The 8,508-nt window shown below is 70.1% G+C and carries 7 protein-coding genes; 1 reads left to right on the top strand and 6 read right to left on the bottom strand.

Annotation, left to right across the window (positions count from 1 at the left end; genetic code table 11):
* The 5 genes from H9654_RS17810 to H9654_RS12415 form a co-directional block, all read right to left on the bottom strand.
* Positions 1–222, bottom strand: a 222-nt coding sequence (locus H9654_RS17810; protein ID WP_225212032.1) for a hypothetical protein, incomplete at its 3' end; no start/stop codon positions are given.
* A 180-nt stretch (positions 223–402) separates the two neighbouring features.
* On the bottom strand, positions 403–1,047 hold the full coding sequence (gene pdeM, locus H9654_RS12400; protein WP_191771075.1) for a ligase-associated DNA damage response endonuclease PdeM: 645 nt from the start codon (positions 1,045–1,047) through the stop codon (positions 403–405).
* Complete coding sequence (locus tag H9654_RS12405) at positions 1,037–3,493, bottom strand: ligase-associated DNA damage response DEXH box helicase (protein WP_191771076.1); 2,457 nt, start codon at positions 3,491–3,493, stop codon at positions 1,037–1,039. Before H9654_RS12405 ends, pdeM begins: the two co-directional genes overlap by 11 nt.
* Complete coding sequence (locus H9654_RS12410; protein ID WP_191771077.1) at positions 3,490–5,094, bottom strand: ATP-dependent DNA ligase; 1,605 nt, start codon at positions 5,092–5,094, stop codon at positions 3,490–3,492. The genes H9654_RS12405 and H9654_RS12410 overlap by 4 nt, the downstream gene beginning before the upstream one ends.
* Positions 5,091–6,089, bottom strand: a complete 999-nt coding sequence (locus tag H9654_RS12415) for a ligase-associated DNA damage response exonuclease (protein WP_191771078.1) — start codon at positions 6,087–6,089, stop codon at positions 5,091–5,093. Before H9654_RS12415 ends, H9654_RS12410 begins: the two co-directional genes overlap by 4 nt.
* Before the next feature lie 110 nt (positions 6,090–6,199).
* Between H9654_RS12415 and H9654_RS12420 the strand changes: the two genes are divergently transcribed.
* On the top strand, positions 6,200–7,825 hold the full coding sequence (locus H9654_RS12420) for an acyl-CoA dehydrogenase family protein (protein WP_191771079.1): 1,626 nt from the start codon (positions 6,200–6,202) through the stop codon (positions 7,823–7,825).
* Positions 7,826–7,886: 61 nt separating this feature from the next.
* On the opposite strand, the gene H9654_RS12425 is transcribed toward H9654_RS12420, so the two are convergent.
* Positions 7,887–8,291, bottom strand: a complete 405-nt coding sequence (locus tag H9654_RS12425; RefSeq protein ID WP_042613274.1) for a hypothetical protein — start codon at positions 8,289–8,291, stop codon at positions 7,887–7,889.
* Positions 8,292–8,508: the final 217 nt, after the last annotated feature.

Below are 8,508 nucleotides of genomic sequence, written 5' to 3' on the forward strand. Positions count from 1 at the left end.
ATCCATGGCGCTCAACGCCCCCGCCAACCCACCCCGCCCCACCTTCGACAGGTCCATGGTGGCCATGGAGCCTTCGGTAGCGCCGACCCATGGTCGGCGGATTTTGTGGGGAAATGGGGTCTGATGGATTCCGCCGAACATGGGTATGCCGGTCGTCCTGACCGGCACCTTGCGGGTCGGCGCTACCGCTTTTCTTTTTCTTTTTACGCGGCGGGCGGCCACCGGAATCCGTCAGGGCGCCGGGTGGGTGGGTTGTCCGGGACAATGTGAGGCAGGAGCCGAACAGTAGCCTACAGGGACGTACTTGCGGCGTGTCCCGGACAACCCCCCCCCCCGGCGCTACGCACGCAACCAGCTTTTCGCAGCAGCCACCCGCGAGGGGGTCTTACCCGTTCGACCCACCTACCGCGAAGGCAACAGCACCGCCGCAGCGTCCACGCATGCGACCAACCGCTCGCCGGCCGCCAGCACCGGCACCACCCCCGCCGTGAACTGCGAGAACGCCGGCAGCACCGTCACCCGGTCGCGCAGCCAGAAGGCCGGCAACCGACGCGGCAACCCCGGCAGCGCGGCCAGTGGATGCAGGTGGCCGCCAACCACGTGGGCCTGCGCATCCGGCTCCGGCTCGTGGCGCAGCAGGAACGGGCCCAGTGCGGCCTGCTCCTCGTGCACCTGCACCTGCAGGGCGGCTTCGGACAGCGCGCGGTCGTGGTTGCCACGCACCACGTGGACCGCAAGCCGGGGCCGCTGCTCGCGCCAGGCCAGCCATTGGCTGTACCACGGCGCGCGGTGCAGCGGGCCGTGCAGCACATCGCCCAGGATCCACAGCTGCTCGCAGGCAGTACGTTCAACCAGCTGCTGCAGCCGCTGCAGGTCGGCGGCGGTGCCGCCGACCGGCAGCGCGATGCCGGCGCGGCGGAAGATGTCCGCCTTGCCCAGGTGCAGGTCGGCGATCAGCAGCGCGTGCAGTCGCGGTATCCGCAGAGCGCGCTCGCCGAGCAGCATCACCTCTTCGCCGGCCAGCTGCAGGACAAGATCATCGGGCATTGCGCTTTTCCAGTTGTTGCGCAGCACGCAGCACGCGCGTGCGCCAGTCTTCGTTGCTCAGCTGGCCGCGCAGGCGTTCGGCCCACAGCGGGAAGCCCAGCGGCGTCAGCGAGCGCGGCGCCTGCAGCGACGGCGAGCGGCGCTGCATCCGCTGCAGCGCGTCGCGCAGTCCGTCCACGTCCAGGCTGTCATGCAGTACTTCGCGCTCGGCCAGCTGCAGCAGCATGTGTTCCGGATCGTGTTCGCGCAGCACGTCGTACAGCAGGCCGGCGGAGGCCTGCAGCTGGCGCAGGGAACGCGGCATGCCGCCCGGCAGGCTGGGTACCAGCAGGCCCGACACCCGCGCGATGCCGCGGAACTGGCGGCGTGCCAGCTCCCCCAGGTTGACCGCCGCACGCAGGTCATCAAGCAGCGCGCCAGGGTCCAGCAGTCCGGCCCACTGCGTTGCATCCAGTTCGACGGGCAGTGCCGGCGCCAGCACCAGCCCGTGGTCGTTCACCGCATAGCCGATGCTGTTGCGCTGCAGCCGCGTGCAGCGCAGCGCCAGCAGCGCAGCAAGCGCTTCATGCACGTGGCGGCCGGCGAACGGGTACACGAACAGGAACTGGCCTTCGCGACGACGCACGTCTTCCACCAGCAGGTGATCCGGCGCAGGCCGCGCCGACAGGGTTTCCTGCAGGGCCAGCAGGGGTGCCAGCCAGCGCGATTCCGGGCTGTCGTCGGCGCCGCCCAGCACCGCTTCCAGTTCGCGTCCCAGCGACGGCGACAACGCCAGCTGGCCGCCCTGCCAGCGCGGCACCACGCCTTCTCCACCGCGCGCCACGCGCACGTAGGCGGTCATGTCCTTCAGCTGTACCAGTTCGAGCAGGCGGCCGGCGAACTGGAAGCGATCACCACGGCGCAGGCGGCCGGCAAACTGCTCTTCCACCGCGCCCAGGCTGCCGCCGCGCAGGAACTGCACGCGCACGCTGCCGTCGCTGCTGATGGTGCCGATGGAAAGGCGATGGCGCAGTGCCTGGCGGCGGTCGTGCACGCGGTAGATGCCATCCTCGTCCTGCACTGCCTTGTGGAAATCCGGGTACTGCGACAGCGCGCGTCCGCCCTGCACGATGAACAACAGCACGTCCTGCCACTGCGCCTCGCTGAGTTGCGCGAACGCATGCGTGCGGCGGACCTGGGCGAGCAGCGCGTCGGCGTCGAAGCCGCCGGCCAGCGCGCGGCTGATGCAGTGCTGGGCCAGCACGTCCAGCGACAACCGAAGTGGGCGCCGTGCCTCGACCACGCCCGCGGCGAGGGCGCGTCGCGCGGCCGCGTACTCGGCCAGCTCCAGTGCGTGGCTGGGCACGCACAGGATCTCGCCGCTGGCGCCGGGACGATGCCGCGCGCGTCCGGCGCGCTGCCGCAGCCGTGCCACGCCCTTCGGGCTGCCCAGCTGCAGCACCTGTTCCACTTCCGGGAAATCCACGCCCAGGTCCAGGCTGGAGGTGGCGACCACGCAGCGCAGGGCGCCGGCGCGCAGTCCGTCCTCCACCTGCTGGCGCAATGCGGGATCCAGCGAGCCATGGTGCAGCGCCAGGGTGGCGCTGTCTTCGGGCCACACCGCAGCCAGCGCCTGATGCCAGAGTTCGGCCTGCGCGCGGGTATTGGTGAACAGCAGGCTGCTGCGGGCGCCCATCAGCGCTTGCAGCACGCGCGGCAGCTGCCCCAGTCCCAGGTGGCCAGCCCACGGGAAGCGCTCGCCCGGCTCGGGCAGCAGGCTGCGCACACGGACTGGGCGCGGCCTGGCCCCCTCCACGGTCACTGCATCCGGACGATCAGGCAGCAGCACCTCGCGGGCCTGCTGCAGGTTGCCCAGCGTGGCCGACAGGCCCCACAGCTGCATCGCCGGTGCGGTGTCGCGCAGCAGGGCCAGGTTGAGCTGCAGCAGCACGCCGCGCTTGCTGCCCAGCAGTTCATGCCATTCGTCCACCACCACGCAGCGCAGCTGGCGCATCCGCGCCAGCGTATCGGGGTAGCTCAGCAGCAGCGCCAGCGATTCCGGGGTGGTGACCAGCACGTCCAACCGGCCTTCGCGGGCGAGGCGTTTGTCGCGGCTGCTGGCATCGCCGCTGCGCAGGCCCACCTGCCAGTCCAGCCCAATGGCCTTCAAGGGCGCCTGCAGTGCGCGTGCGGTGTCCGTGGCCAGTGCACGCAGGGGGGTCACCCAGAGCACCTGCAACGGCCGCACAGCGCTGCGACGGGCCGGCGCGGGCAGGGGATCGACCAGCGCCTGCAGCAACGGGCCGCCGAACATCGCCAGGGTCTTGCCGCTGCCGGTGGGCGTGTGCAGCAGGCCGGACTGACCGGCCAGGTAGTGCCGCCACATCGTGCGCTGGAACGGCAGCGGCCGCCAGCCGCGCTCGGCGAAGAATCCCTGCAGGCGCTTGAGCGCCTCTGCTGCGGTCATCGCGCAAGGGCCTGCAGCTGCTGGAGATGGTCGGCTTCGGCGGCGGGCTTGTCCTGGCGCCAGCGCAGGATGCGCGGGAAGCGCACGGCGATGCCGGACTTGTGCCGCTTGCTGACATTGACCGCTTCGAAGCCCAGCTCGAACACCTGTTCGGCACGCACGCTGCGCACCGGGCCGAAGCGTTCGCGCGTGTTGGCGCGGATCCAGCGGTCCAGCGCGAGGATTTCCTTGTCGTCCAGGCCGGAGTAGGCCTTGGCGACCGGCACCAGTTCGTCACCGTTCCAGACCCCGAAGGTGTAATCGGTGTACAACGTGCTGCGCCGCCCATGGCCCGCCTGCGCGTACAGCAGCACCGCATCGATGGTCAGCGGATCCACCTTCCACTTCCACCAGTCACCACGGCGGCGGCCGGCCTGGTAGATCGAATCGGCACGCTTGAGCATCAGGCCTTCCACGCCGCGCACGCGGGCTTCTTCGCGAAGGGTGGCCGCGTGCTGCCAGTCCTCGGCATGGACCTGTGGGGACAGCTGCAGGCGGGGATCATCCAGCGCGCCGAGCAGCGCAGCCAGGCGTTGCCGGCGCTGCTGCAACGGCACGTTGCGCAGGTCTTGGCCGCCTTCTTCCAGCAGATCGTAGGCGAGCACACGGACCGGCGTGCTGCGCAGCGTCGCCGGCCCCGGCTTGCGCCGCTGGATGCGCGTCTGCAGGGCGGTGAAGGCACGCGGCAGATCCTCCTGCGCGTCCCAGGCCAGCAGCTCACCGTCGATCACGCAGCCGTCGGGAAGTGCGGCGGCGGCCTGTTCGATTTCCGGAAAACGCCCGTCCAGCCGCTCTTCGCCGCGTGACCACAGCGCGACTTCACCCTGCCGGCGCAGCAGCTGCAGGCGGATGCCATCCCACTTCCATTCCAGCAGCCAGTCGGCGACCGGACCCAGCGTCTGCACGTCCGCTTCCAGTGGCGATGCGAGGAAGAAGGGGTAGGGCTGCTGGCGGTCCAGCGGCAGTTCTTCGTGCGTCAACAGCGTCGCCAGCAGCGTGGGCGAGGGCACCCAGTCGCCGAGCATGCGCTGGGCGATGCGGGCGATATCCAGCCCGGACAGCTCGGCCAGCGCCTGTTGCACCAGACGCTGCGATACGCCGACCCGCAACGCGCCGGTCAGCAGTTTGTTGAAGACCAGCCGCTGCGCCGCAGGCAGCGTGCGCCAGCCGGTTTCCACTGCGGCGCGGCGGACTGATTCGTCCTGGTTGGCCACGGCCAGCAGATGGGTCTCGATCCAGTCCACCAAGGGGCGATCCGGCGCTGGCTGGCGCGGCTCATCCACCAGCAGGGTCAGCGTTTCGGCCAGGTCGCCGACCTGCTCGTAGCTGTCTTCGACCAGCCATGCCGGCAGGCCGGATTCGTCTACCAGCCAGGCGCGCAGTTCACCGCTGGCGGCGATCTTGCGACGGGCGCCGCCGACCTTGCCGCCGCTCAGCAGGTACAACGCCCAAGCGGAGTCGTGCGCTGGCGCGTGGCGGAAGTAGTCGACCAGCGCGGCGCGTTTGTCGCCGGTGGCGGTGCTGCGGTCCAGGCGCTGGTACAGATCGGCGAAGGCCTTCATTCCTCGCTCCCGTAGTCGGTGCGGAAGGCTTCGGCGGCGGTGCCGTTTTCGCGCAGGTAGCGGATCAATGCATCGGTATTGCCGTGGGTGGCGATAATCCGGGTGGCGCCGGTCTGCGCGATGGTCTGCAGCAGCGCCGGCCAGTCGGCATGGTCGGACACCACGAAGCCGCGGTCGACGTTGCGACGGCGGCGGTTGCCGCGCAGGTGCATCCAGCCGGAGGCAAACCCGAGCTGGTGGCGCCCGAAGCGGCGCACCCACGGCGTTCCTGCAGCCGAAGGCGGGGCCAGCACCAGGCGGCCGGCCGAATCGGGCTGGCGCCCCTGTTCGGCCACCGCCTGGGTGGCCAGCATCGGGATGCCGGCCTGGCGATAGACCTGCACGCCGTTGTCGATCGCCCCATGCAGCCAGGCCGGCTGGTCGTCCAGCGGCAGCAGTTCGGCAAGCACCCGCTGCGCCTTGCCCAAGGCATAGCAAAGAAGGATCGCCGCTTCGCCCCGTTCGCCACATTCGCGGCGCCAGGCGACGATGTCGGCGGCCACCTCGGAGGTATCCGGCCAGCGGTAGATCGGCGAGGCGAACGTGGCTTCGGTGATGAACGTATCGCAGGGCACCACCTCGAACGGATCGCAGGTGGGATCGGGCTGGCGCTTGTAGTCACCGGAGGCCACCCAGACCTGCTCGCCGTCGTCGATGCGCACCTGTGCCGAACCCAGCACGTGGCCGGCCGAATGCAGCGAGACCTCCACCCCGCCCATCCGGAACGGCACGCCCCAGCGGTGGGTGTGGATGCGTACCTCGCCCAGCCGCCAGCGCAGGATGGCTTCGCTGGACGGGCTGCAGTGGTATTCCTGCATGCCGCCGCGGGCATGGTCACCGTGACCATGGGTGATCACCGCGCGCGCTACCGGGCGCCATGGATCGATGTGGAAATCGCCAGCGGGGCAGTACAGTCCTTCCGGACGCAGCACCACCAGATCGTCGCGTCTGCTCATGCCATCACTGTGCCGGGCCATTCGTGCAGGAGGTGAGAATCCGCCTGAACAGCAGCCCCTCCCGCGCTGGGGCAGAATCAAGGGACATGCGGCCAAGGAGGCGTTCCACCATGCGCGACCAAGCAGCACCGTTCCAGACCCACCTCGTGCAGAACCAGCCGCCCGCGTTCGCCGGGCGCCACCTGTGGGCCGATGATGCGGCGCTGGTGGAAGCGGTGGACCGGGGCGGGGCGTCCTCCTTCGCCGGTCGCCTGGCCGCGTACGGACGGCTCGCAGGCGATGCGCTGTACGGGCTCGGCTTCGATGCCAACCGCGATCGACCGCGCCTGCGCACCCACGATGCGCAAGGCCACCGCATCGACACCGTCGAGTTTCATCCGGCGTACCACCAGTTGCTGCACACGGCCAAGGAACACGGCGTGGCCGGGCTGTCCTGGCATGAGCCGCAGCCTGGTGCGCACGTGGCGCGCGCCGCGCTGAGTTACCTGCACCACCAGGCCGAGGCCGGGACCAGCTGCCCGCTGACCATGACCCACGCCGCGGTGGCGGTGCTGGCCGACCATCCGGTGCTGTCGGAGTGGGCGCGCAAGGCGGCCGCGCCGGTGTACGACCCGCGCGATGTGCCGATCGCCGACAAGGTCGGCATCACCCTGGGCATGGGCATGACCGAGAAGCAGGGCGGATCGGATGTTCGCGCCAATGCCACCGTCGCCGAGCCCGGCGCGGATGGCAGCTATCGGTTGGTCGGGCACAAGTGGTTCTTCTCCGCACCGATGTCCGACGGCTTCCTGGTACTGGCACAGGCGCCGGCAGGCCTGACCTGCCTGCTGATGCCGCGGCGGCTGGCCGATGGCAACCGCAACGCTTTCCAGTTGATGCGGTTGAAGGACAAGCTTGGCGACTGGTCCAACGCCTCCAGCGAGGTGGAATTCACCGGCGCCCAGGCGTGGCGGGTGGGCGAGGAAGGGCGCGGCGTGGCAACCATCATCCACATGGTGATGATGACCCGGCTGGACTGCATGCTTGGCGCTGCCGCGGAAATGCGCATGGCGCTGGCGCAGGCGCTGCACCACGCGCGTCATCGGCACACCTTCGGACAACGCCTGTGTGACCACCCGCTGATGGCCAACGTGCTCGCCGACCTGGCACTGGAATCCGAAGCGGCGACCGCGCTGGCCCTGCATGTGGCGGCGGCGGTGGACCGCGCCGCGCGCGACCCGCGCCAGGCCCTGTTGGCACGGGTCGGCACCGCGCTGGGCAAGTACTGGGTATGCAAGCGCGCGGCGGCGTTCGTCAATGAGGCGCAGGAATGCCTGGGCGGAGCGGGCTACGTGGAAGAGTCGATGCTGCCGCGGCTGTACCGCCAGGCGCCGCTCAATTCGATATGGGAAGGCAGCGGCAACATCCAGTGCCTGGACGTACTGCGTGCGCTGCAGCGCGAGCCGGCGGCGTTGCAGGCACTGCATGAGGAACTGCTGGCAGGCAGTGGACTGGATGCGACCTTCGACGAGGCGATGTCGCGCTGGTGGAACGCGCTGCCACCGGAGCCGGCGCTGGCGCGTGTGTACTGCGAGCGGCTGGCGCTGCTGCTGCAGGGCTCGATTCTGCTGCGTGCGGGCAGTCCGTTCGCGGCCACGTTCGTGCGCAGCCGGCTGGGCGGTGAACACGGCCTGGCCTTCGGCACGTTGCCGCTGGGGATCGACAGCGCGGCGATGCTGGCACGCGCGCTGCCCTGAGCCGGGGCAAAAAGAAAGGCGCCGGCCTGCGCCGGCGCCCGCCAGGTGGAAGGGGGACCGATCAGTGCTGGCTGTGGTCGGCGTTGTCCTTGGCGTCGTCGGCCACGTCGCGGGCCTTGTCGGCCACGTTCTGGGCTGCGGTGGCGGTGGCTTCGCTGGCATTGGCGGCCGCATCCTTGGCGGCAACCTTGGCTTCAGCTGCCGCAGCGGCGGTCGAATCCGCTGCGCGGTCCAGTGCCTGCTGGGTATCGGCGGCGGCCTCGCGGGAGGCGGCGGCGGCGTCATCGGTGGCATCGCGGGTCGCGGCGGCGGCGCGATCAACGGCATCGCGCGCGGCGACGCCGGCGCTGTCGGCGGCCTGGGCGGCATCCTGTCGCGCCTGTTCGGCTTCGGGGCCCTTGCAGGCGGCCAGGCCGAGAACCAGCGCGGAGGCCAACAGGGACGTGGTCAGGGTGCGGATCTTCATGGCGCGCTCCAGGATCAGGGTTTCAGGGACCGCCAGCCTATTCATCGACCGGTCTAGGGCGGGTGAAGTTACTGCGCGTGCGCGCGGCTTCGAAGCCGACGGCAACGGCAAGGTCAACAGCTGCAGGGCTGAGGGTTTGGTGGGGCGGGGTGGCTGTGCAGGACACGCCGTGAATCCGTCCATGGAGGCTCGCTTTTCGCATCCATGCGAAAAGACG

It is taken from the genome of Stenotrophomonas lacuserhaii (assembly GCF_014836545.1).
GTDB classification, from domain to species: Bacteria; Pseudomonadota; Gammaproteobacteria; order Xanthomonadales; family Xanthomonadaceae; genus Stenotrophomonas; species Stenotrophomonas lacuserhaii.

Excerpts from the sequence above, each read along its gene's own strand:
- pdeM (WP_191771075.1), bottom strand. The coding sequence starts at position 1,047 with ATGCCCGATGATCTTGTCCTGCAGCTGGCCGGCGAAGAGGTGATGCTG.
- H9654_RS12405 (WP_191771076.1), bottom strand. The coding sequence starts at position 3,493 with ATGACCGCAGCAGAGGCGCTCAAGCGCCTGCAGGGATTCTTCGCCGAG.
- H9654_RS12410 (WP_191771077.1), bottom strand. The coding sequence starts at position 5,094 with ATGAAGGCCTTCGCCGATCTGTACCAGCGCCTGGACCGCAGCACCGCC.
- H9654_RS12415 (WP_191771078.1), bottom strand. The coding sequence starts at position 6,089 with ATGAGCAGACGCGACGATCTGGTGGTGCTGCGTCCGGAAGGACTGTAC.
- H9654_RS12420 (WP_191771079.1), top strand. The coding sequence starts at position 6,200 with ATGCGCGACCAAGCAGCACCGTTCCAGACCCACCTCGTGCAGAACCAG.
- H9654_RS12425 (WP_042613274.1), bottom strand. The coding sequence starts at position 8,291 with ATGAAGATCCGCACCCTGACCACGTCCCTGTTGGCCTCCGCGCTGGTT.